This window comes from Pseudomonas sp. MMS21 TM103 (assembly GCF_022132145.1).
Lineage (GTDB): Bacteria > Pseudomonadota > Gammaproteobacteria > Pseudomonadales > Pseudomonadaceae > Aquipseudomonas.
Window position 1 is genome coordinate 276,399 of record NZ_JAJISP010000004.1, and the last position, 21,996, is coordinate 298,394.

Below are 21,996 nucleotides of genomic sequence, written 5' to 3' on the forward strand. Positions count from 1 at the left end.
TCCCGAGTAACCCCCATGAGCGAAGACCGATCGAGCAACGAGCCAAAGTCCTGGTTGAACAAACTGACCCAGGCTTTTGCTCATGAGCCGAAAAACCGCCAGGAACTGCTGGAAGTACTGCGCGAAGCACACCAGAACAAGCTGCTCGACAGCGAAGCGCTGGCCATAGTCGAAGGCGCCATCCAGGTCGCCGACCTGCAAGTTCGCGACATCATGGTCCCGCGCTCGCAGATGATCAGCATCAAAGCCAACCAGACGCCCAAAGAATTCCTGCCCTCGATCATCGACGCCGCTCACTCGCGCTATCCGGTAGTGGGCGAGAGTCTCGACGACGTGATCGGCATCCTGCTGGCCAAGGACCTGTTGCCGCTGGTGCTGCTGGATCAGCAGCCGAGCTTCAACATCAAGGACGTGCTGCGCCCGGCGACCTTTGTCCCCGAGTCCAAGCGCCTCAACGTGCTGCTGCGCGAGTTCCGCGCCAACCACAACCACATGGCCGTGGTGATCGACGAATACGGCGGTGTGGCCGGCCTGGTGACCATCGAAGACGTACTCGAGCAGATCGTCGGTGACATCGAGGACGAGCACGATGTCGAGGAAGACAGCTACGTCAAACCGCTGCCCAGTGGCGATTTCCTGGTCAAGGCGCTGACCCCGATCGACAGCTTCAACGAATCCTTCGACACTCAGTTCTCCGACGACGAGTTCGACACTGTCGGCGGCCTGGTGATGAGCGCCTTCGGCCACCTGCCCAAGCGCAACGAAGTGACCGAAATCGGCGAGTTCCGCTTCCGCGTACTCAACGCCGACAGCCGCCGCATCCACCTGCTGCGCCTGACCCCGCTGGTGCGCTGAAGCGCGGCCTGATCGCGGAGATAAGGGACAAGGCGCGGGGAACAGGCTGCCTCAGACCCATTCCCTTACTCCCGACAAACCTTCCCCCCTTCCGCATTCCCCTCTACCCTTGCGCCACCCCCAATCCAAGGACCTGCATTCAATGCACTGGATAACTCGCTCCGGCTGGCCGGGCAACCTGATCGCCCTGGCGGCTGGCGCCATCACCACCCTGGCGCTGGCGCCGTTCGACCTGTGGCCGCTGGCACTGCTCTCGATTGCCCTGTTTTATCTCGGCCTGCGCGACCTGCACCCACGCCAGGCGGCATGGCGCGGCTGGTACTACGGCTTCGGCCTGTTCGCCGCCGGCACCAGCTGGGTCTACGTCAGCATCCACGACTACGGCGCCGCCTCGCCGGCCCTGGCGGCCTTCCTCACCCTCGGCTTCGTCGCCGGCCTGGGCCTGCTGCTGGCCCTGGCCGCCTGGCTGTGGGCACGCTGGCTGCGCCGCAGCGAGGCGCCACTGGCCGACGCCCTGGCCTTCGCTGCCCTCTGGCTGGCCCAGGAAGCCTTTCGCAGCTGGTTCCTCACCGGCTTCCCCTGGCTCTATGCCGGCTACAGCCAACTCGATGGCCCATTGGCCGGGCTCGCCCCCGTCGGCGGCGTATGGCTGCTGTCCTTCGTCCTCGCCTTGAGCGCGGCGCTGCTGGTCAACCTGGCACAACTGCGTGCGCGCAAGGTCTTTCTCGTCAGCGGCATACTGCTGCTGACCGCTCCCTGGATCGCCGGCCTCGCCCTCAAGGGTCACGCCTGGACCACCCCGGCCGGCGAACCACTCAAGGTCGCGGCCATGCAAGGCAATATCGAGCAGAACCTGAAATGGGACCCCGCCCAACTCAACGCCCAGCTGGCGCTGTACCGCGACCTGAGCTTCGGCGCCCAACCGACTGACCTGATCATCTGGCCGGAAACCGCGGTACCGGTGCTCAAGGAGCAGGCGGCCGGTTACCTCAGCGCCATGGGTCGCTTCGCCAGCGAGCGCCAGGCCGCACTGATCACCGGCGTACCCATTCGCCAGGCCAACGAGCGTGGGCAGCCGCGCTACTACAACGCAGTCAGCGTGGTAGGCCAGGGCGATGGTGACTACCTCAAGCAGAAACTGGTGCCCTTCGGCGAGTACGTCCCCCTGCAGGAGGTGCTGCGCGGACTGATCGCCTTCTTCAACCTGCCGATGTCAGACTTCGCCCGCGGCTCGCCCGACCAGCCGCTGCTCCAGGCCAAGGACTACAAGATCGCGACCTTCATCTGCTACGAAGTGGTCTACCCGGAGTTTGCCGCCGGGCTCGCCGCACAGAGCGAACTGCTGCTGACGGTGAGCAACGACGCCTGGTTCGGCAGCTCGATCGGCCCGCTGCAGCACGTGCAGATGGCCCAGATGCGCGCCCTCGAAGCCGGGCGCTGGATGATCCGCGCGACCAACAACGGCCTGACCGCGCTGATCGATCCCTTCGGCCGGATCACCGAACAACTGCCGCAGTTCGAACAAGGCGTGCTCTATGGCGAGGTGGTGCCCATGGACGGACTGACGCCTTACCTGTATTGGCGCGGCTGGCCGCTGCTGGTCCTCTGCAGCCTGCTGTTCGCCTGGGCGTTACTGGCGGGACGCATGGCCAGAACGCTGTAACTGCGGATTGGCTACTCGGCCAGCGCAGGCAGGCAGGCAGCACATTCGGCGACCTGCCCTGGTAACCAGAACTGCAATTGGACGATGAGAATAGACCCGGTGCGATGACGGCCTGTTCATCCAGCCTGAGCTGGCGCAGACCGCGAGCCTGCGATCTGCAGCTTAGGGCTGGCCGTAAACCAGGGGATAGAGCAGCAGCCCCAGTGCCTCGTTGAGCAGCAGGCTGCTCTGCCAGAGCGCCTTGCTTTCCGGTAGCCAACCACCTGCCGGGCGGCCGTTGGCAACGCCGAGAAAGCCAACCGGCGCGCTCAGGACCTGAAACCCCGCCTGCTCGAAACACCAGCGCGCCCTGGGCATGTGCCAGGCCTGAGTGACCAGCAGCACACGCCTGACCCCGTCCTGATGCAGCAACTCGGCGCTGCGGGCCGCATTTTCCCACGTCGTGCGACTCGCCTCCTCCTGCCAACGCACCGGCACGCCGTAATCACGTGCCAGCACCTCAGTCATCAGGGCGGCCTCGCTGGGTGGCTGGCCATAATGCAGCCCCCCACTGATCGCCAGCGGCACGCCCGAGGCCTTGGCCAAGCGCGCGGCATAGCGCAGGCGCTCCAGCGCCATCGGACTGGGCTGATCATCACCCCAGGCCGGATCGCCCTGTTCGCGTCCAGCACCGAGCACGACAATCGCATCCACCTGCTGCGCCAGACCGACCCAGCGCGCCTCGGCCAGCGCCGGTTCACTCTCCAGCAAACGCGCCGACCACTCCACCGCCACGGGAAGGCTCAGCACCCACAGCCCCCCGAGCGCCAGGCCGAAACAGGCGGCGGCCATACGCGGAAACCGCTTGCGTAACCACCAGGCGACAAGCAACGCGAGCAGCAATACACCCGGTGGAAGCAACAATTGTTTGAACAGGTAACGAATAGGCATCGGACACCTCCCGGGCGTCCGGTAGCCTAACGTTGATCGCTCGCCCGGAACAGCTGCGAGCCGCACGAAGAGCAGGCTTGTACGCCCCGCCCTGGCCGCCAGCTGACAACCGCACCGCATAGCGCACAACACAGCTGTACTCGCCGCTTGACCAGCGGCTTGATCTTGCCAAGGGGCTTACCCGCCGCTCTCAACGTGGCACGGTTGGTCTTGGCGGCGCGCGCGGGCCAGCGCTCTATCACCGCCAACTCCTCGGCCGCCGCATGCCAGCCCCGCAACCAATTCAGGTCATGATCCATATAGGCACGAATCAACTCCAACTCGGCAGAGGTCAGGTCACGCAGTTCCAATTCCTCCGGAGCCTTGGGAGACAGGCGAGCCATATTGTCGGCTTCATCCAGCGCCACTGACAGGCGCTGCAACAACCGCTCATAAAGCCCCCCGGCCCCTGACGCCTCTGCCCGTCGCAACTCGCCCATCCACTCACCTCATGCCGGACTCAATCGCCCAGCTCATATTTAAAGCTTAGCGGTAGGCCTTGAACCAGCCCAGCGTCGCGACAAACGGCGATGCGTCGCCTTGCGCCGGCCTTGCGGTGCAATCAGGGTTTCCCTCAGTTGCGGGGGGTCATGTATGCTACGGCGTTTTCCGCAAGCCCCTATTTTTAGCGCCGGTAGCCATGCACGAACAGTATCAGCCACGCGAAATCGAAGCCGCTGCGCAGTCCCACTGGGACTCGCAAAAATCCTTTGTAGTGAGCGAACAGCCAGGCAAGGAAACCTTCTATTGCCTGTCGATGTTCCCCTACCCCAGCGGCAAGTTGCACATGGGCCACGTGCGCAACTACACCATTGGCGACGTGATTGCCCGCTACCAGCGCATGCTCGGCAAGAACGTGCTGCAGCCGATGGGCTGGGACGCGTTCGGCATGCCGGCGGAAAACGCCGCGATGAAGAACAAGGTCGCGCCTGCCAAGTGGACCTACGAAAACATCCAGTACATGAAGACCCAGCTGAAAAGCCTGGGACTGGCCGTCGACTGGTCGCGCGAAGTGACCACCTGCAAGCCGGACTACTACCGCTGGGAACAATGGCTGTTCACCCGCCTGTTCGAGAAAGGCGTGATCTACCGCAAGAACGGCACCGTCAACTGGGATCCGGTGGACCAGACCGTACTGGCCAACGAGCAGGTCATCGACGGCCGCGGCTGGCGCTCCGGCGCGGTCATCGAAAAACGCGAAATCCCCATGTACTACTTCAAGATCACCGCCTATGCGGAAGAACTCTTGAGCAGTCTGGACGACCTGGATGGCTGGCCGGAACAGGTCAAGACCATGCAGCGCAACTGGATCGGCAAATCGCGCGGCATGGAAGTCAGCTTTCCCTATGACGTCGCCAGCATCGGCGAGAGCGGCGCACTGAAAGTCTTCACCACCCGCCCCGACACCCTGATGGGCGCGACCTACGTCGCGGTGGCCGCCGAACACCACCTGGCGACGCTTGCCGCGCAGAACAACGCGCAATTGCAAGCCTTTATCCACGAGTGCAAAAGTGGCAGCGTGGCCGAAGCCGACATCGCTACCCAGGAAAAGAAAGGCCTGCCCACCGGGCTGTTCGTCGAGCATCCGCTCACCGGCGAAAAGCTGCCGGTATGGGTCGCCAACTATGTGCTGATCCATTACGGCGACGGCGCGGTCATGGCCGTTCCAGCCCACGACGAACGCGATTTCGAGTTCGCCCACAAGTACGACCTGCCAATCAAGCCGGTGATCCGCACCAGTGCCGGCGACGAAACCCCGGCGCCCTGGCAGGACGCCTATGGCGAGCACGGCAGCCTGATCAACTCCGGCGTCTTCAACGACCTGGATTTCCCGGGAGCCTTCGACGCCATCGAAGTCACCCTGCAGAAGAAAAACCTCGGTCAATCGCGCACCCAGTTCCGCCTGCGCGACTGGGGCATCAGCCGCCAGCGCTACTGGGGCTGCCCGATCCCGATCATCCACTGCGACGTCTGTGGCGACGTGCCAGTGCCGGAAGACCAGCTGCCAGTCGTGCTGCCGGAAGACGTGGTACCGGACGGTGCCGGCTCGCCGCTGGCGCGCATGCCGGAGTTCTACAGCTGCACGTGCCCGAAATGCGGCGCGCCGGCCAAGCGCGAAACCGACACCATGGACACCTTCGTCGAGTCGTCTTGGTACTACGCTCGCTACGCCTCACCGCACTACACGGGCGGCATGGTCGATCCCGCCGCAGCCAACCACTGGCTGCCGGTGGATCAGTACATCGGCGGTATCGAACACGCGATTCTGCACCTGCTGTACGCGCGCTTCTTCCACAAATTGATGCGCGACGAAGGTCTGGTCAGCTCCAACGAACCGTTCAAGAACCTGCTGACCCAGGGCATGGTGGTCGCCGAGACCTACTACCGCACCTTGGATAACGGCGGCAAGGACTGGTTCAACCCGACTGACGTGGAACTGGTACGTGACGCAAAGGCCAAGGTCATCAGCGCCAAGCTGAAAGCCGATGGCTTGCCGGTGGAAATCGGTGGCACCGAGAAGATGTCCAAGTCGAAGAACAACGGCGTCGATCCGCAGTCGATGATTGATGCCTACGGCGCCGACACCTGCCGCCTGTTCATGATGTTCGCCTCGCCGCCCGACATGAGCTGCGAATGGTCTGACTCCGGTGTCGAAGGTGCCAACCGCTTCCTGCGCCGGGTCTGGCGCCTGGCGCAGAACCACGTCAGCCAGAGCCTGCCGGGCGCACTGGATAAGACCGTATTGAGCGATAGCCAGAAAGAGGTGCGCCGCGCCATTCACCTGGCCATCAAGCAGGCCAGCACCGATGTTGGCCAATTCCACAAATTCAACACCGCCATCGCCCAGGTGATGACCCTGATGAACGTGCTGGAAAAGGCCGCCCAAGAGACCGCCCAGGATCGCGCCCTGCTCCAGGAAGGTCTGGAAAGCGTGGCCCTGCTGCTGGCCCCGATCACCCCGCACATCAGCCACCAACTGTGGCTGGAACTCGGCCATCAGGGCGCGATCATCGACGCCCAGTGGCCGGCAGTGGATGAGTCGGCGCTGGTACAGGACAGCCTGCAGCTGGTGATCCAGGTCAACGGCAAGTTGCGCGGTCATATCGAGATGCCCGCTTCGGCTACCCGCGAGGAAGTCGAAGCAGCGGCGCGGGCCAACGAAAACGTAGTGCGCTTCACCGAAGGCCTGAGCATCCGCAAAGTGATTGTGGTGCCGGGCAAGCTGGTCAACATAGTCGCCAACTAAGCCAACTAATATAGTCGCCAACCGACAAAGCTCGATGCGCTCGCAAGGCGGCGCATCGAGAGGTTCGCCAAGGGGATAGCAAAGATGATGAAACGGAATCTGTTGGTAATCGGCCTCGCTGCACTGCTCGGCGCCTGCGGCTTCCAGCTGCGCGGCACCGGTGATGTCGAATTCGCCCTCAAGGAACTCGATGTCAGCGCGCGCAACGCCTATGGCGATACGCTCAAGCAGGTGACTGAGGTACTACAAGACAACGGCGTGCGCGTTCACTCCGGCGCCCCCTATCGCCTGGTGCTGAGCAACGAGCAGGAAAACCAGCGCACCGCCAGCTACACCAGCTCTGCTCGGACTGCCGAATACGAACTGACCATGACCCTCGATTACGAGATTCGTGGCGCACAGGACCTGCTGCTGACCAGCAATCAGCTGGAAGCGCAGAACTTCTACGCGCAGGACAGCAACAACCTGGTCGGCTCCGATCAGGAAGCCACCCAACTGCGCAGCGAAATGCGCCGCGAGTTGGTGCAGCAACTGGTCCAGCGCCTGCAACAGGTCACCCCGGCCCAGCTCGACCAACTGCAGCAGACCGCCGAAGCCAAGGCCAAAGTCGAAGCCGATGCCCTGGAAGCCGCACGCCAGCGTGAAGCCGCACAACCGCAGCAGTCGCCCGTGCAACTGCCGACGCACAGCCAGTAGACCTGCCGGGGTCGCCGCCGCGGCCCCGCCGGTGAACGCCTGATGAAACTCAACCCCGCACAACTCGGCAAGCACCTCCAGGGCAACCTGGCGGCGGTGTATGTGGTCAGTGGCGACGAACCGCTGCTGTGCCAGGAAGCCTGCGACGCGATTCGTGCCGCCACCCGTGAGCAGGCCTTCAGCGAACGCCAGGTTTTCAACGCCGACGCCAGCTTCGATTGGGGCAACCTGCTGCAGGCCGGCGCCAGCATGTCGCTGTTCGCCGACAAGCGCCTGCTGGAACTGCGCCTGCCCTCCGGCAAACCCGGCGACAAAGGCGCAGCAGCGCTGCTCGAATACCTGTCGCGGCCGCCGGAAGACACCGTGCTGCTGATCAGCCTGCCGAAGCTCGATGGCAGCGCGCAGAAAACCAAGTGGGCCAAGGCCCTGATCGACGGCCCGCAGTGCCAGTTCATCCAGATCTGGCCGGTCGATGCCCACCAACTGCCGCAATGGATTCGCCAACGCCTGGCCCAGGCCGGCCTCAGCGCCAGCCAGGAAGCGGTGGAAATGATCGCCGTGCGGGTGGAAGGCAATCTGCTGGCCGCCGCCCAGGAAATCGAGAAACTCAAGCTGCTCGCCGAAGGCGGACAGATCGAGGTCAGCACGGTGCAGGCGGCAGTTGCCGACAGTGCCCGCTTCGACGTATTCGGCCTGATCGATGCGGCGCTCAACGGCGAAGCCGTGCATGCCTTGCGCATCCTCGAAGGACTGCGCGGTGAAGGCGTCGAGCCACCGGTGATTCTCTGGGCGCTGGCCCGCGAAATCCGCCTGCTCGCCACCATCGCCCAGCAATACGGCCAGGGCATGCCACTGGACAAAGCCTTCAGCTCGGCGCGCCCACCGGTCTGGGACAAACGCCGACCGCTGGTCAGCAAAGCCCTGCAACGTCTTTCCGCCGCACGCTGGGCCTCGCTTCTGCAGGATGCCCAGCGCATCGACGCGCAGATCAAGGGTCAAGCCGCAGGCGATCCCTGGAGCGGCTTGCGCATGCTGAGCCTGAGCCTGTGCGGCCAACGCCTGAACCTGCCCAGCGACCCCGGCCTGTAACCCCCGAACCGCCAATAGCTTCCAGGGAAATGGGCGATAAGCCCCACCTGCGGACATCCCATACCTCACGGCGCCAAGCCCCATGCTTCAAGCACCTCCGGCGCCCGGCTGCCAGCGGCTGGGCCAGCGAGTCCACTTACCCATGGACTCAAGCCTGCCCAGAACCTTGCAGGAGGCCGATCCGCCTTCGAAAATGTCTCCGAGTAGGCCTTAGCTCTTCCCATCCAAATGGGACGAATGCCCCTCAGGGCAGCCCGATGATACGGTCGCCGCGCGGGACACAGCGAGGTCGGGCCTCCCCCTGATAAAACTCAAGCTAGCCAAGGTGAACCAACCACCCCGCACAGGCCACCAGCTGGACATTTTTTAACCAACGGATCATTATTCACGCACCCGCAGGTCGTGGGCAGCCAATGAGGACCCAGCATGGCCAAAAACCGCAAACAGCGCCCGAACAAGGCCAAATCCCTGATTGCCCAGCCGTTGTTCCGCTGTCGTCAGGAAAAACCCGGTAAAGGCAAAGGCAGTTACCGCCGCGAAGCCTCCCAGCAAAACTGGGAGGCTTCAGTCCTTCTGGCAGCCTGAAACCCAGCTGTAGCCCGCCTGACGGCTCAACCGTGATAAGGTAGCGGCCTGCAAAAAACGCCTTGAGACCACCATGCCCAACCTGCTACTTCGCAGCCTGAGCCACATCGCCTCGGCCTGCCTCTTTCTGCTCCTGACAGCCTGTAGCGAAGCGCCCGCGCAATCGCTGGCCACTGCAGCCAACAGCCCGAGCAGTATCTCGAACAAGCAGCCTGAACCGGCGGCGGCCGCCGTAAAACTCAGCTTCAGCGACTGGCGCGTCCTACTGCGCAGCGATGCGATTGCCGCCGGCATCGACCCGGCGCTGTTCGATCGCGCCTTCGCCGGCGTCAGCCCCAACCCCGACGTACTGGTCGCCGACAGCAGCCAACCGGAATTTACCCGTCCGGTATGGGAGTACCTGGATGGTGCGGTCTCCCCCCAGCGCCTTGCCCGTGGCAAAAACCTGTTGCTGCAACACGGCAACACGCTCGCCCGCATCGAAGCACGCTACGGCGTGGACCGGCAAACCCTGGTGGCGATCTGGGGCCTGGAGAGTAACTTCGGCAGCAATATCGGCAATCACAATGTGATCCGCTCGCTCGCCACCCTGGCCTACGAAGGCCGTCGCCAGGTGTTCTGGCGCAGCCAACTGCTTGCCGTGCTGCAGATCCTTCAGCATGGCGACATTACCCCGGAACGCCTTGTCGGCTCATGGGCCGGCGCCATGGGCCAGACCCAGTTCATGCCCACCACCTACAACGAACATGCCGTGGACTTTGACGGCGATGGACGCCGCGACCTCTGGAGTTCCTCGGCTGACGCCCTGGCCTCGGCAGCCCACTACCTGCAGGCTTCGGGCTGGCAGAAAGGCCAGCCCTGGGGGTATGAGGCGCGCCTGCCGCAGGCCTTCGACTACAGCCTGGCCGATCCGGAAGTACGCCGCACCCTGGCCGAGTGGACCGCTCTGGGCGTTGAACCGCTCGGTTCGCCAGCCCAGCACCTGGCAACCGAAACCATGGCGACCCTGCTGCTGCCGGCCGGTCATCGCGGCCCGGCCTTCCTGCTGCTGAGCAATTTCCGCAGCATTCTCAAGTACAACAACTCGACCTCCTATGCCCTGGCTATCGGCCTGCTGTCCGACGGCCTGCGCGGCGGCGACGGCGTCCATGCCGCCTGGCCTCGCGAGGAGCGTCAACTGGGGCGCAGCGAGCGCATCGAACTGCAGGAGTTGCTTGCCCAGAACGGCCTGGAACCAGGGGCGGCCGACGGCATCATTGGCGCCAAGACACGCAAGGCTGTGCGCGCCTTCCAGCTGCAACTGGGCTGGCCAGCCGACGGCTACCCGACCCAGGAACTGCTGGTGCGGCTACGCACGCCGCTCTGAGACCGGATGGCCGGGCTATTCAGGCATAGTCAGCCCCGAGCCGCCCATCTCCGTGGGCACATCCTGCAGTTTCGCCAGCCCATCTTTGATATGCAGAACCGCCTCTTGGTAATGCACATGGACTTCTGGCGTGTAGGCCAGTTGCGGGACGAGAGCCGCATACACATCGACCAGTCCCATTTCCGGATGATCGGTGAACAGGTGACCGCCACAACTCTTGCACCACTTGCGGCTACTGCGCGGCGTCTTGTTGTAGCTGCCGATATTGTCGGCGCCGCGGGTCACGGTCAGCGCCTCGGGCTTCCACAGGGTGAAAGCATTGACCGGTGCGGCCGACCACTGCCGACATGACTGGCAGTGGCAATAGCCCATTGCCACCGGCTCGCCGCTGACCGTAAATTCCACCGCGCCGCAGAAACAGTGCCCCTGGTAAAGCTGTTCGCTACTCATGCTTGCTCTCCTCTGTCGTTACCCAGGCTTGTAGGCCGTTGAAAAGCGACCTATGTTGTCGATTCGTCGTTAAAAACAGGCTTGGGGGGGGCCCAGACTTGGCGCCCCCGAAAAATGCTCCGTTACAACACGCAAACTGCGGCGTGCTGGGTTGCGCCTGCTGTTGTCTAGCCTCGACTGCCTCACCTATGCTTTTCAACGGCCTGGTAGTCGTCGATCTGCCGCAGGCTTGTCGCCGGCGTACGCCGCACCTGCAACTCGAAGATGTCAGCGCGGGCGTAATGCCCGCTGACGTCTAGGGTGCGCCGGGCCGGCGCTACCTGGCCGACATCGATGTCTGCATACAGAATGCCTTCCTCGCGGTGCAACGGCCCCGCCACCAGCCGACCCATGGGGTCGACCACCAGCGAATCGCCGTCATTGATCCATTCCTGCGGATCGGCAAACAGCTGCTCGCGGCCGGGAAAGTCCTCGGGAATGTCGCTGCCGCGCAGTACGGTGCCACTGCCGAGCACCCAGCAGCGGCCTTCGAGGGCGATGTGGCGCAGGCTGCCGATCCAGCTGTCGCCACTGTCGTAGGTCGGCGCGATGTAGATCTCCACGCCCTGGGCATAGAGCGCGTAGCGGGCCAGCGGCATGTAGCTCTCCCAGCAAGTCAGCGTTCCCAGGCGGCCGACGGGGGTGTCCACCGTGCGCAGCCCAGCGGCATCGCCGGGCGCGTGCACCATGCGCTCGGGGTTGGTCGGCATCAGCTTGCGGTGACGATTGAGCAGCTCACCGTCGGCGCCAATCACCACCACACTGTTGTAGAGGGTGCCGCCACCCTGGCGCCGCTCGCACTCATTGAGCCCACAGACCACGGTAACGCCATGCTCGCGGGCCGCTTGGTACAGGGGGTCGAGATCCGCGCTGGCGAGGTCCACGGCATTGGCCAGCAGTCGCCCATGCAACAGACTCAGCAACGCGCCATCTCGGCCTGGGGCCAGGCGCCAGATCCACGACGGATAGCCGGGAATGAACAGCTCGGGCAAGACCACCAGCGTGGCTCCCGCCGAGGCTGCCTCGGCAACCGACTGCACGCCTCGCGCCAGGGTCGCGGCGCGATCGAGCAGAACGGGTGGGCGCTGGATGATGGCAATCATGGTCATGATGCTCTCCTAGGCGTGGACGCTTTCGCTATCGAAGCTTCAGCCTGCGCCTGGCGTATCAAGCAGACTAGTCCAGAATCTGAAGTGTTGAATCTGGCGCCTTGAACCCCAGACGCCCCAACATTGAGAGTTCATGATGGATGACAGCTACGGGCAATTCTGTACGGTCGCACGCGCCGCCGAGGCGCTGTGCGAACGCTGGACGCCGCTGGTGGTGCGCGAGTTGCTGTGCGGCAGCAAGCGTTTCAACGATCTGCACCGCGGCGTACCGCGCATGTCCACCAGCCTGCTGAGCCAGCGCCTGCGCCACCTGGAAGAGCTCGGTGTGGTGCGGCACAGGGCCAATGGCAAGGTCTGGGAGTACAGCCTGACCGAAGCGGGCGAAGACTTGCGCCCGATCATCATGGCGCTCGGCCACTGGGGCGCGCACTGGATCGGCAGTCGTCTGCGCGACGACGAACTCGACGCCGGTCTGCTGATGTGGGATGTGCGCCGCTTCGTGTGCATCGCCGAATTCCCGCCTCGGCCGGTGGTCATCCAGTTCAGCTTCCGCGACGCCCGGCCTGGCGAATCCGCGTGGTGGCTGCTGGTCGAGCAGGGCGTGGCCGACCTCTGCCGCGACGATCCCGGTCGCGAGCCAACCTTGGTGGTGGACGCGACAGTGCGCGCCCTCACCGACGTCTGGAGTGGCGAACGCAGCCCGCAAGAAGTGCTGCAGGCGCACGAGCTGCAGGTGCTCGGCGCGCCTGTGGATGCGCAGAACCTTTGGCGCTGGCTTGGCACCAGCGCCTTCGCCACCACTCGGCGCAACGCACCGCGGCCCCAGGGCGATGGCAGCACAGCCTCTTAGGGGGCGCCGTGCCCCGACCCGGGCCAATCGCAGCGACAGCACACCCACGCCCCAGAAACAATAAAGCGCCCCCCGATGGAGGCTCGCTGCGCGGGCATTCTGCTCAGTCGGTCATGACTGCTTGGGTCTGCCGGTCGACATGATAGCTGGCACTCCGTAGCGGGCCGGTCATAGCGGCCCGGCACTCAGGTTGCCGAGCAACGGCCGCAGCATCCTCAAGCACAACAACTCCAGGTCCTATGCCCTGGCCTCGGCCTGCTCTCCGACACCCAACGGAGCGACGCTTAGCTGCAGGGCAGCTGGCAACATCATGACCGTCAACTGGGCCGCAACGAACGCATCGAGCGACAGGAGCTGCTGACCAAGGATCAGGCCGACGGCATCGCCGGACCTACACACCACGCGGCTCGCGACTTTCAGCAACTCCCGGGGCAGCAGCTCAGACAACTGACAGCGCTGCGCTTTACCTGGCCCTCCCCCGCCGGCGGCCTGAACCACACGGCGCCCCACGGATTGAACAGTCAGCTTCTGTGGTAAAGTTCGCGGCGGCCACAAGCCGCCTCGTCCACGGAGCCTCTAGCGGAGCCCAGATTGCCGATGTCCGATACCTCTCAACCCAAAACCGTTGCCAGCGGCGAAAAATTTCGCACCACCGAGGGCATCACCGCAATCAAGGACGGGCAGAAGCGCCGCGCCTCAAGCGAACCCCAGGTGTACGAACCCAAGCCCAAGTGGCTGCGGGTCAAGGCACCCGGCGGCAGCCGCTTCGAAGCGGTCAAGCGCAATGTCGGCGAACACCGTCTGAGCACCGTGTGCCAGGAATCACATTGCCCGAACATGGGCGAATGCTGGTCCAACGGCACCGCCACCATCATGCTGATGGGTTCGGTATGCACCCGCGCCTGCCGGTTCTGCGCGGTGGATACCGGCAACCCCAACGGCTGGCTGGATCTGGAGGAGCCACAGAACACCGCCAAGTCGGTGGAGCTGATGGCGCTGCGCTATATCGTGCTGACCTCGGTGGACCGCGACGATCTGGACGACGGCGGTGCCGCGCACTACGCCGCCTGTGTGCGCGCGATCAAGGAGCGCACCCCGCAGGTGGTGGTGGAGGCCCTGACCCCGGACTTCGACGGCGACCACCAGGCCATCGAACGCGTGGTGGACTCCGGCCTTGAGGTCTTCGCGCAAAACGTCGAGACGGTCAAGCGCCTGACCCACGAAGTGCGCGACCCCCGCGCCGGCTACGAGAAGACCCTGCGCGTACTGGAGCATGCCAAGCGCCATCGCCCGGCGATGCTGACCAAGACCAGCCTGATGCTGGGCCTGGGCGAGACCGACGAGGAAGTTCTGCAGACCATGGATGACCTGCGCGCCATCGGCGTGGACATCCTCACCCTCGGCCAGTACCTGCAGCCAACCCGCAACCACCTGCCGGTCAAGCGCTGGGTCAGCCCGGAAGAGTTCAATCGATTCCGTGACCTCGGCCTGCAGAAGGGCTTTATGGAAGTGGCCGCGGGTCCGCTGGTTCGCTCCAGCTACCGCGCCGACAAGGTGTTCGAGAAGAACAACCTGGGTCTGGCCGCCCCTGTGCCGGTGCCGGGGCAGCAGGTCGACAGCAGCCTGATCCCGACGTTCAACCTGAACTGATCGGCCCACACAACGCCTGGCCCAAGGCTTTGCCTGGGTCAGGCGTTTGTTTATCCGCTACTTTCAGCGCAAGGTGGAAAGCTAGGCGGCACCTCGGCTTTCCCGCTAATTGCGCCCGTCAGGGTCTTCTGCTGCGCGTATTCGAGGTGTTTGCCCAACTGCTCTCGCAGCCGGGCACTGACCTCGGAGAACTCTACTGGCCCAGCGACCAGATCAGCCAACTGGGTCATGGCCATACCGGCATAGCCGCAGGGATTGATGCGCTGAAATGGCGCCAGATCCATGTCCACATTCAGCGCCAGGCCATGGAAAGACCGGCCATTGCGGATGCGCAGGCCGAGCGAGGCGATCTTTGCCCCATCCACGTAAACCCCGGGCGCATCGGGCTTGGCGCTAGCGCTCACCCCATAGCTGGCCAGGGTAGCGATCAGGCTGCGTTCGATGCGGCTGACCAGTTCGCGCACGCCAAGACCGGAGCGACGCACGTCCAGCAGCAGGTAGGCCACCAGTTGGCCGGGGCCGTGATAGGTCACCTGGCCGCCGCGATCGACCTGTACCACCGGGATATCACCGGGCAGCAGCAGGTGTTCGGGCTTGCCGGCCTGGCCTTGGGTAAATACCGGCGGATGCTGCAACAACCAGATCTCGTCGGCGGTGTCGGGGCCACGCTCATTGGTGAAGCGCTGCATGGCCTGCCAGGTCGGCTCGTAGTCGACCAAGCCGAGCTCGCGAAAGCCCAGGCTCATCACAACACCATGTGCACGCGGCCAGTGGCACGCAGATCGAGGTGCAGCGCTTGCAACTGCTCCACCCCGGTGGCGGTGATCAGCACCTGCACCGTAAGGAAACGACCGTTGCGGCTGTCGCGTACCACCAGCGAGGTCGAATCGAAATCCGGCGCGTGGCGCTGGATGACCTCGACCACCAGTTCGGTGAAGCCTTCGCCAGCATCGCCGATCACCTTGATCGGATAGCGCTCGCAGGGGAACTCGATTTTGGGGGCTTGAACGTCAGTATCAGTCATGGCATCAGCAGGCTTGTGGCCTGTCCAGAACGGGACGCCCCGGGTAAAGGCGCCCCTGGGGCAGAATCAGTTGAACAACCCGAAGAAGAACAGACGAATGCTATCCCACAGACGCCGGAATAGGCCACCTTCCTCGACGGTTTCCAGGGCGATCAGATCGGCGCTGTGTACCACCTCATCGCCCAGTTTGACCTCGACCTTGCCGATCACGTCACCCTGCTGGATAGGTGCGATCAGCTGCGGGTTAAGGGTCATGCCGGCTTGCAGCTTGTCCAGTTGGCCTTTCGCCATGGTCAGGGTCAGGTCGCTGGCCAGGCCAGCCTTGAGCTGACGAGTGGCGCCTTTCCAGACCTGTGTTTTGGCCAACTCAGCACCTTTCTGATAGAAGGTACGGGTCTCGAAGAAGCGGAAGCCGTAGGTCAGCAGCTTCTGGGTTTCAGCGGCGCGGGCTTGTTCACTATTGGTGCCAAATACCACGGAGATCAATCGCATGCCATCACGTACGGCGGAGGACACCAGGCAATAGCCGGCTTCGTCGGTGTGCCCGGTTTTCAAACCGTCGACGGTCTTGTCGCGCCACAGCAGCAGGTTGCGGTTGGGCTGCTTGATGCCGTTCCAGAGAAATTCCTTCTGCGCGTAGATGGCGTAGTGCTGCGGGTCTTCGAAGATGATTGCGCGCGCCAGCCTGGCCATATCTTTGGCCGAGGAATAATGATCAGGGTCCGGCCAGCCGGTGGCGTTGCGAAATTGACTGTTGTCCATGCCCAGACGCTGGGCAGTGCTATTCATCATGTCGGCGAAGGCTTCTTCGCTACCGGCGATATGTTCGGCAATCGCCACGCTGGCGTCGTTACCGGACTGGATGATGATGCCATGCAGCAGGTCGTCAACCGAGACTTCCTTGCCAACCTCGACAAACATCTTCGAGCCGCCCATGCGCCAGGCTTTCTCGCTGATACGCACCATGTCGGTCTGCTTGATCTGGCCGCGGTTGATGTCCAGGGTCGCCAGGTAGGCGGTCATCAACTTGGTCAGGCTGGCTGGCGGCAGGCGCTCGTCAGCATTCTCCTCGATGAGGACATTGCCGCTGGCGGCATCCATCAGCACATAGGACTTGGCAGCCAACTGTGGCGGCGATGGAATTGCCATCTGGCTGGCCCAGGCGGCCGGTGCGGTGAGCAGCAGGAGTGACAAGGAAACGCGTTGGGCAAAGCAGGTGATATTCATCCGTCTCTCTAGGTTGCTAATGGTCGAACAGGCCCAAAGGGGCAAATCAGGTAGTGCTTGGAGGGCGGTTTGTGCCCCGGTAAATGTCATCTCAGTCTGCCTTGACCAGCCTTGGCTCGCCGAGGTTGGCCAAGCGCACACTGAGCTGCAATTGCTCAGCCTCGCCCCGGCTGCTCACCGGCCCCAGGCGCACGCGATGGAGAATCTGCTGGTTGTGCACCACTGAGCTGATGAACACCGGGGCAGCCACCGTATCGCTCAACTTGGCCTTGAGCAACTCCGCAGCGTCCGGATTGGCGAAGGCTCCCACCTGGAGATACAGGCCAGAGGCTGCGCCTGAAGCGTTTTTTTTTGCGTCTATGAGGACCGGCAGCACGGCCGCGGCATGCTGCTCTACTGGCGGCGAGTACTGTTCAAGCGGCGCTGCAACCGGCAGGGCGACGGGCTTGACCTGAGCCGCGGGTTGCGCCGCCAGCACCAGTGGCACCGTGCGCCCCTGCTGGGCCCACCACTCATTGGGATCAATGCCCTCGACCTTGACCCGCGCGGTACCCTGTTCGGCATAGCCGAGCTTTTTCGCGGCCGCAAACGACAGGTCGATGATCCGATCCGAATAGAACGGGCCGCGGTCATTGACCCGCACAATCGCACTCTTGCCATTGTCCAGGTTGGTTACCCGCACGTAGCTCGGCAGCGGCAAGGTCTTGTGCGCGGCGGTCATGCCGTACAGATCGTAAGTCTCGCCGTTGGCGGTGGCCTGACCGTGAAACTTGGTGCCGTACCAGGACGCCGGACCTATCGCGTGATAGCGACGCGCGTCGGGGATCGGGTAATACTGCTTGCCAAACACCACATAGGGGCTGGCCTTGACCCGACCATAATGCGGCATTGGCACGGCATCCTGGATCAACGAGACATCGACATCCCACCAGGGCGCGCCGTCCTTGTGCGGACGACTAAAGTCACCGGGACCGGAAATAGTCGCACTCGGCTTGCCCGGCGCCACTGATTGCGGGGCGCGGGTGGACGTGCAGCTGGCCAGCAAAAGGCCGAGCGCAGTGCAGACGACAATCTTGAGCGGCAGGCCCGACATCAATTGGCCCCTCGCGCATCAACCAGCAATTCAGCCAACTGATTGACCGCCATGGCGTACATCACGCTGCGGTTGTAGCGTGTGATGACGAAAAAATTCGGCAACCCCAGCCAGTACTCATCGCCCTGCGCACCCTCGAGGCGGAAGGCGGTGACCGGCATTTCGCCGTCCAGAGCAGCGCTGCTCGACCAGCCGAGGCGGCGCAGTTCGTCGACGTTCATCTGTGGGTCAAGGCCGGCGCTCAAGCCTTGCTCGACCTGGTCGCCGGTGACCGTGGCAACGCTGACCACCGGCTCGCCAGGCAGCCAGCCGTGGCGGCTGAAGTAGCTGGCCACGCTGCCGATGGCATCCACCGGGTTGGTCCAGATATTGATATGGCCATCGCCGTCGAAGTCCACTGCATAGGCGCGGAAACTGCTCGGCATGAATTGCGGCAAGCCCATGGCCCCGGCGTAGGAGCCCTTGAGGGTCAGCGGATCGACCTGCTCCTCGCGCGAGAGCATGAGGAACTCGCGCAGCTCCTTGCGAAAGAAAGGCGCGCGCGACGGGTAATCGAAAGCCAGGGTCGAGAGGGCATCCATGACCCGGTAGCTGCCGGTGTTGCCACCGTAAAAGGTTTCCACGCCAATGATTGCCACTATCACCTGCGCCGGCACGCCATATTCGGCCTCGGCGCGCGCCAGGGTCGCTTGATGCTCACGCCAGAAATCCACACCGCGGGCGATCCGCGAGTCGGTAATGAAGATCGGCCGGTAGTCCTTCCAGGGCTTGACCTTCTCCGCCGGACGCGAGATGGCGTCGAGAATCGATTGTTTTCGCTCCACTGCGGCGAACAAACGCCCCAGTTGCTCCGAGGCAAAACCATAATCGCGATTCATCTCGGCGATGAACTCGCTGACCTGCGGCGAATCCTGGTAATCGGCGGCGAGCGCCGGCTGAACCACAGCCAAGGCAGCGGCCAGACCGAGCCAATGTGTTTGCCGTGCTGCCCAGCCACGCGATATGTGCATTGAATTCATAACCCCAATTTAAGCCTGTGCAATCCACTTACGGTGAGTGTGGATCGACATCAAAATGCCAAACCCTGCCAGCAGGGTAATCAGCGACGTACCGCCATAGCTGATGAACGGCAACGGCACCCCCACCACTGGAAGCAGACCACTGACCATACCGATATTGACGAAAACATAAACGAAGAACGTCATGGTCAGCGCGCCCGCCAGAAGCTTACCGAACAGCGTCTGCGCTTGCACGGTAATCACCAAACCGCGTGCGATCAACAGCAGGTAAACCAGCAGTAACAAACAAACACCGACCAGGCCGAACTCCTCCGCGAGCACGGCGATGATGAAGTCGGTGTGGCTTTCCGGCAGGAAGTCCAGATGCGACTGGGTGCCAAGCAGCCAGCCCTTGCCGAAGACCCCGCCCGAGCCGATCGCTGCCTTCGACTGGATGATGTTCCAGCCGCTGCCCAGCGGATCGCTCTCGGGATTGAGAAAGGTCAGCACGCGCTGTTTCTGGTATTCACGCAGGACAAAGAACCACATCCCCACTGCAACCGGGACCAACGCACCCAGTGCACCGATAATCCAGCGCCACTGCAGCCCGGCGATGAAGAGTACGAAAACCCCCGAAACGATCACCAGCATCGAGGTACCCAGGTCTGGCTGCAGCAGAATCAGCACGAACGGCAACAGAATCATCGTCATGCTGATTACGATGTGCTTGAAGCGCGGCGGCAAACTGCGCTTGGACAGGTACCAGGCGATGGTTGCCGGCATGATCAGTTTCATGAATTCCGAGGGCTGGAAGCGAATCACCCCGGGGATATTGATCCAGCGGGTGGCGCCCATGGCGTTGTGACCCATTACATCCACTACCACCAGCAGGCCGACGCCTGCCACATAAGCCAAAGGCACCCAGCGCGCCATGAAGCGCGGCTCGAACTGGGCAAGGATGAACATGCCCACCAAGCCAATGCCAAAGGAACTGGCCTGCTTGGTCAACAGGTCAACATTCTTGCCGCTGGCCGAATACAGAATGAACAAGCTGCCGACCGCCAGGATCAGTAGCAGCAACAGCAGAATGCCGTCGATATGCAGGCGCTGCAGCAGACTGGCGCGACGGCGCAGTACATCTTCGCTGGACAGCACGCGGTCGAAATTACCGTTCATCGCTGACTGATCTCTGTACTCGCCGGCTGGGCGTATTCGGCCTTGAGCTGGCCGTTGTCATCGAGCAACCAGGCATCCATCACCTGCTTGACCACCGGAGCGGCCACACCCGAGCCGGACTCGCCATTTTCCACCATCACCGCCACCGCGATCTGCGGGTTTTCCGCCGGGGCGAACGCGACGAACAGGGCATGGTCACGATGGCGTTCCAGGGTCTTGTCGCGGTTGTATCGTTCACCCTGCTTGATCGCCACCACCTGCGCCGTGCCGCTCTTGCCGGCCATTCGATAGACCGCCGTGTCGCCAACCTTGCGGGCGGTGCCGCGCGCCCCATGCATCACTTGCTCCATACCGATACGGGCGTAATCCCAGTACTTGGCATCGTGCAGCAGGATATCCGGCAGCGGCTGGCTATCCACCGGCGGCACCCCCTCGAGGGTCTTGGCCAGGTGCGGACGAATCCACTTTCCCCGGGTGGCAATCAGGGTTACCGCCTGCGCCAACTGCAGCGGTGTAGTCTGCATATAGCCTTGGCCGATGCCGAGAATCAGGGTTTCCCCCGGGTACCAAGGCTGACGGTAGCGCGCGCGTTTCCAGTCGCGCGACGGCATCAGCCCGGAAGTTTCCTCGAACATGTCCAACGACACTCGCTGACCCAGGCCGAAGCGGCTCATGTAGTCGTGCATCCGGTCGATGCCCAGCTTGTGGGCCAAATCGTAAAAATAGGTGTCATTGGAGCGCATGATCGCCATCTCCAGACTCACCCAGCCGTCGCCATTGCGGTTCCAGTTGCGGTATTTGTGGCTGTTGCCGGCCAGTTGATAGAAGCCCGGATCGAACACCCGCGAACTGGGGGTGATCACCCCGGCATCCAGGGCGGCCACAGCCATCATCGGCTTGATGGTCGAGCCCGGTGGGTAGAGGCCACGCAAGACGCGGTTGAACAATGGCTGGTCGAGCGAATCGCGCAGCTCGGCATAGGCCTTGAAGCTGATGCCGGTGACGAATGGGTTGGGGTCGAAACTCGGCTGACTGACCATCGCCAGTACCTCGCCGGTGCCTGGCTGGATCGCCACGATGGCACCACGGCGCCCGCCCAGCGCAGCCTCGGCGGCTTCCTGCAGGCGCACATCGATAGTCAGCATGACATCCTTGCCCGGCAGGGGATCGATGCGCTTGAGCACCCGCAGCACCCGGCCACGGGCATTGGTCTCGACTTCTTCGTAGCCGACCTCGCCGTGCAACTGCGCTTCATAGAAGCGCTCGACACCGGTTTTACCGATATGGTGAGTACCGCTATAGGCCACCGGATCGAGTTCCTTCAGTTCTCTCTCGTTGATCCGCCCGACATAGCCCACCGAATGCGCGAAATGCTCGCCCTCGGGATAATGCCGCACCAGCTGCGCCACCACCTCAACCCCGGGCAGGCGGAACTGGTTGACCGCGATCGTGGCGATTTGCTCTTCGCTCAACTCGAACAACACCGGCACCGGCTCGAACGGCCGCCGCCCCTGGCGCACGCGTTTTTCGAACAGCGCCCGCTCCTCGCTGCTCAGCCCCAGCACCTCGACGATCACATCCAGCACCGGCTCCCAGTCGCCCGCCCGCTCACGGGTCAGGGTCAGGCTGAAACTCGGCCGGTTGTCAGCGAGAATCACCCCGTTGCGGTCGAAGATCAGCCCACGCGTCGGCGGAATCGGCTGAACGTGAACCCGATTGTTTTCCGAAAGGGTCGAGTGGTACTCGTACTGCACCACCTGCAGGTAATACATACGGGCAACCAGGGCCGCGGTCAGCAGCAGAAACACCAGGGCACCAACCACGGCACGCCGGCGAATCACGCGCGCGTCTTTTTCGTGGTCCTTGAGGCGAATCGGCTGCGGCATCTAATGACTGCTGATTATGGGTGG

21 protein-coding genes are annotated in these 21,996 nt (G+C 63.3%); 9 read left to right on the forward strand and 12 right to left on the reverse strand.

The genetic code is table 11. The features are described from left to right. The first annotated feature begins 15 nt into the window (after positions 1–15). Both LJY18_RS14735 and lnt read left to right on the forward strand, forming a co-directional pair. Positions 16–855, forward strand: a complete 840-nt coding sequence (locus LJY18_RS14735) for an HlyC/CorC family transporter (protein WP_238042572.1) — start codon at positions 16–18, stop codon at positions 853–855. 142 nt (positions 856–997) lie between these two features. Then, the gene (gene lnt, locus LJY18_RS14740; RefSeq protein ID WP_238042573.1) at positions 998–2,518 is read left to right on the forward strand and encodes an apolipoprotein N-acyltransferase; all 1,521 of its coding nucleotides are present in this window, start codon (positions 998–1,000) and stop codon (positions 2,516–2,518) included. 162 nt (positions 2,519–2,680) lie between these two features. Here the strand turns inward: lnt and LJY18_RS14745 are convergent, their stop codons facing one another. Next, positions 2,681–3,448 (reverse strand): YdcF family protein, encoded by a 768-nt coding sequence (locus LJY18_RS14745; protein WP_238042574.1) that lies wholly within the window; start codon positions 3,446–3,448, stop codon positions 2,681–2,683. 26 nt (positions 3,449–3,474) lie between these two features. Then, positions 3,475–3,927: a hypothetical protein gene (locus tag LJY18_RS14750; protein ID WP_238042575.1), complete on the reverse strand. Its 453-nt coding sequence runs from the start codon at positions 3,925–3,927 to the stop codon at positions 3,475–3,477. Positions 3,928–4,127: 200 nt separating this feature from the next. Between LJY18_RS14750 and leuS the strand changes: the two genes are divergently transcribed. From leuS to LJY18_RS14775, 5 genes are all read left to right on the forward strand, one after another. Beyond that, a complete protein-coding gene (leuS, locus tag LJY18_RS14755) occupies positions 4,128–6,734 on the forward strand; it encodes a leucine--tRNA ligase (protein ID WP_238042576.1) in 2,607 nt (868 codons plus the stop codon). 84 nt (positions 6,735–6,818) lie between these two features. After that, positions 6,819–7,430 (forward strand): LPS-assembly lipoprotein LptE, encoded by a 612-nt coding sequence (locus LJY18_RS14760; RefSeq protein ID WP_238042577.1) that lies wholly within the window; start codon positions 6,819–6,821, stop codon positions 7,428–7,430. A 42-nt stretch (positions 7,431–7,472) separates the two neighbouring features. After that, positions 7,473–8,519: a DNA polymerase III subunit delta gene (holA, locus tag LJY18_RS14765; RefSeq protein WP_238042578.1), complete on the forward strand. Its 1,047-nt coding sequence runs from the start codon at positions 7,473–7,475 to the stop codon at positions 8,517–8,519. A 426-nt stretch (positions 8,520–8,945) separates the two neighbouring features. Then, positions 8,946–9,104: an alternative ribosome rescue factor ArfA gene (gene arfA / locus LJY18_RS14770; RefSeq protein WP_079204644.1), complete on the forward strand. Its 159-nt coding sequence runs from the start codon at positions 8,946–8,948 to the stop codon at positions 9,102–9,104. A 73-nt stretch (positions 9,105–9,177) separates the two neighbouring features. Further along, positions 9,178–10,470 carry a lytic murein transglycosylase gene (locus LJY18_RS14775; protein WP_238042579.1) on the forward strand — a complete coding sequence of 431 codons (1,293 nt, stop codon included), beginning with the start codon at positions 9,178–9,180 and terminating at the stop codon, positions 10,468–10,470. Between the two features lie 15 nt (positions 10,471–10,485). Here the strand turns inward: LJY18_RS14775 and LJY18_RS14780 are convergent, their stop codons facing one another. Next, a complete protein-coding gene (locus LJY18_RS14780) occupies positions 10,486–10,920 on the reverse strand; it encodes a GFA family protein (protein ID WP_238042580.1) in 435 nt (144 codons plus the stop codon). Between the two features lie 182 nt (positions 10,921–11,102). Next, entirely contained in the window at positions 11,103–12,068 is a 966-nt protein-coding gene (locus tag LJY18_RS14785) for a carbon-nitrogen hydrolase family protein (RefSeq protein WP_238042581.1), read from the reverse strand. A 136-nt stretch (positions 12,069–12,204) separates the two neighbouring features. On the opposite strand from LJY18_RS14785, the gene LJY18_RS14790 reads away from it, so the two are divergent. Then, positions 12,205–12,918, forward strand: a complete 714-nt coding sequence (locus LJY18_RS14790; protein ID WP_238042697.1) for a winged helix-turn-helix transcriptional regulator — start codon at positions 12,205–12,207, stop codon at positions 12,916–12,918. Positions 12,919–13,155: 237 nt separating this feature from the next. Here the strand turns inward: LJY18_RS14790 and LJY18_RS14795 are convergent, their stop codons facing one another. Then, complete coding sequence (locus tag LJY18_RS14795) at positions 13,156–13,365, reverse strand: hypothetical protein (RefSeq protein WP_238042582.1); 210 nt, start codon at positions 13,363–13,365, stop codon at positions 13,156–13,158. Between the two features lie 150 nt (positions 13,366–13,515). Between LJY18_RS14795 and lipA the strand changes: the two genes are divergently transcribed. Further along, complete coding sequence (lipA, locus tag LJY18_RS14800) at positions 13,516–14,568, forward strand: lipoyl synthase (RefSeq protein WP_238042583.1); 1,053 nt, start codon at positions 13,516–13,518, stop codon at positions 14,566–14,568. A 50-nt stretch (positions 14,569–14,618) separates the two neighbouring features. Here lipA and lipB read toward each other — a convergent pair whose 3' ends face one another. The 7 genes from lipB to mrdA form a co-directional block, all read right to left on the reverse strand. Continuing rightward, positions 14,619–15,314, reverse strand: a complete 696-nt coding sequence (gene lipB / locus LJY18_RS14805) for a lipoyl(octanoyl) transferase LipB (protein WP_238042584.1) — start codon at positions 15,312–15,314, stop codon at positions 14,619–14,621. Next, entirely contained in the window at positions 15,314–15,592 is a 279-nt protein-coding gene (locus tag LJY18_RS14810; RefSeq protein WP_238042585.1) for a DUF493 domain-containing protein, read from the reverse strand. The genes lipB and LJY18_RS14810 overlap by 1 nt, the downstream gene beginning before the upstream one ends. Before the next feature lie 66 nt (positions 15,593–15,658). Next, the gene (locus LJY18_RS14815; RefSeq protein ID WP_238042586.1) at positions 15,659–16,819 is read right to left on the reverse strand and encodes a D-alanyl-D-alanine carboxypeptidase family protein; all 1,161 of its coding nucleotides are present in this window, start codon (positions 16,817–16,819) and stop codon (positions 15,659–15,661) included. A gap of 91 nt (positions 16,820–16,910) precedes the next feature. Then, complete coding sequence (locus LJY18_RS14820) at positions 16,911–17,912, reverse strand: septal ring lytic transglycosylase RlpA family protein (RefSeq protein WP_238042587.1); 1,002 nt, start codon at positions 17,910–17,912, stop codon at positions 16,911–16,913. Next, positions 17,912–18,922 carry a lytic murein transglycosylase B gene (gene mltB, locus LJY18_RS14825; RefSeq protein WP_238042588.1) on the reverse strand — a complete coding sequence of 337 codons (1,011 nt, stop codon included), beginning with the start codon at positions 18,920–18,922 and terminating at the stop codon, positions 17,912–17,914. The genes LJY18_RS14820 and mltB overlap by 1 nt, the downstream gene beginning before the upstream one ends. Before the next feature lie 18 nt (positions 18,923–18,940). Beyond that, positions 18,941–20,044 carry a rod shape-determining protein RodA gene (gene rodA, locus LJY18_RS14830; protein ID WP_238042698.1) on the reverse strand — a complete coding sequence of 368 codons (1,104 nt, stop codon included), beginning with the start codon at positions 20,042–20,044 and terminating at the stop codon, positions 18,941–18,943. Positions 20,045–20,082: 38 nt separating this feature from the next. Next, complete coding sequence (gene mrdA, locus LJY18_RS14835) at positions 20,083–21,972, reverse strand: penicillin-binding protein 2 (protein WP_238042589.1); 1,890 nt, start codon at positions 21,970–21,972, stop codon at positions 20,083–20,085. Between the last annotated feature and the right edge of the window lie 24 nt (positions 21,973–21,996).